Below are 858 nucleotides of genomic sequence, written 5' to 3'. Positions count from 1 at the left end.
TAAACGCCCAGAAGTTGATCTCTAGCGGTGACATATTACTTTTGCTGACTTTATACAGCGTCAATTGTGAGCCGGAGTTAAACAGACCGCCAGCCAAACCAAGCAGTAAGTCGTATCGCAAAGTAAATTCGCCTTCCGTTCCAGCCAACAACACCACACCACTAAACGCCATCACAATACCAAAAACGGTGGACGTACGAATTTTTCCATGCCAGACAAGCTTCTCAATCACAGGCATAAACAACGGGCCTGTAGCAAAAAGGACCACACTTTCGACCAGCGTTAACGTTTGAAGAGACGCAATAAAACACAATTGAGACAGACCAATACAAAGTGCGCGTAGCAAAGTGGGCTTCAACTCGGGCGATTTCGGCAGTTTGATGCCTTTCGGGATCAGAACGAAGAGCAAGATAAGCGCAGGTAGGAAAAATCGCAGAAAGCTGAACAAGGTTACCGAAAGCGCCTCAGACAGCTGCTTTGCTAGCAAGCCCGTAACAGATAAGCTTAATGTAGACATCAACATAAATACGATGGGTTTGTGAACGTGATTCATTAGATACTCCTTAATTCTCGGAGCATTTTATGAAAAGTGACTTTATAGAAATAGCGAGTAATATTAACCACTATTGTAAGTAAAACTTACACATTGAAAACAGGTTCGTTCCATGCGCAAATTAGTACCATTAAAATCCATCTACGCGTTTGTGGCGGTGGCGGAATCAGGCAGTATGACGGAAGCCGCCCAGCTTCTGAGCGTTAGCCACTCGGCGATCAGCCAAGCGATTAAATCTCTCGAAAGCCAAGTAAACAAACCGCTTTTTGACCGAATTGGACGCCATGTGTACCTCAATACCGAAG

2 protein-coding genes are annotated in these 858 nt (G+C 44.8%); one reads left to right on the top strand and one right to left on the bottom strand.

The window, feature by feature from the left end; translation table 11 throughout:
• Positions 1-553, bottom strand: a 553-nt coding sequence (locus R8N49_RS25990) for a DMT family transporter (RefSeq protein ID WP_318190310.1), incomplete at its 3' end; no start/stop codon positions are given.
• 112 nt (positions 554-665) lie between these two features.
• Between R8N49_RS25990 and R8N49_RS25985 the strand changes: the two genes are divergently transcribed.
• Positions 666-858, top strand: a 193-nt coding sequence (locus R8N49_RS25985; protein WP_318190309.1) for a LysR family transcriptional regulator, incomplete at its 3' end; no start/stop codon positions are given.

Source organism: Vibrio sp. 1978 (genome assembly GCF_033344345.1).
Note: the sequence above shows the minus strand (reverse complement) of the source record. Positions and strands in the feature narration are given on the sequence as shown.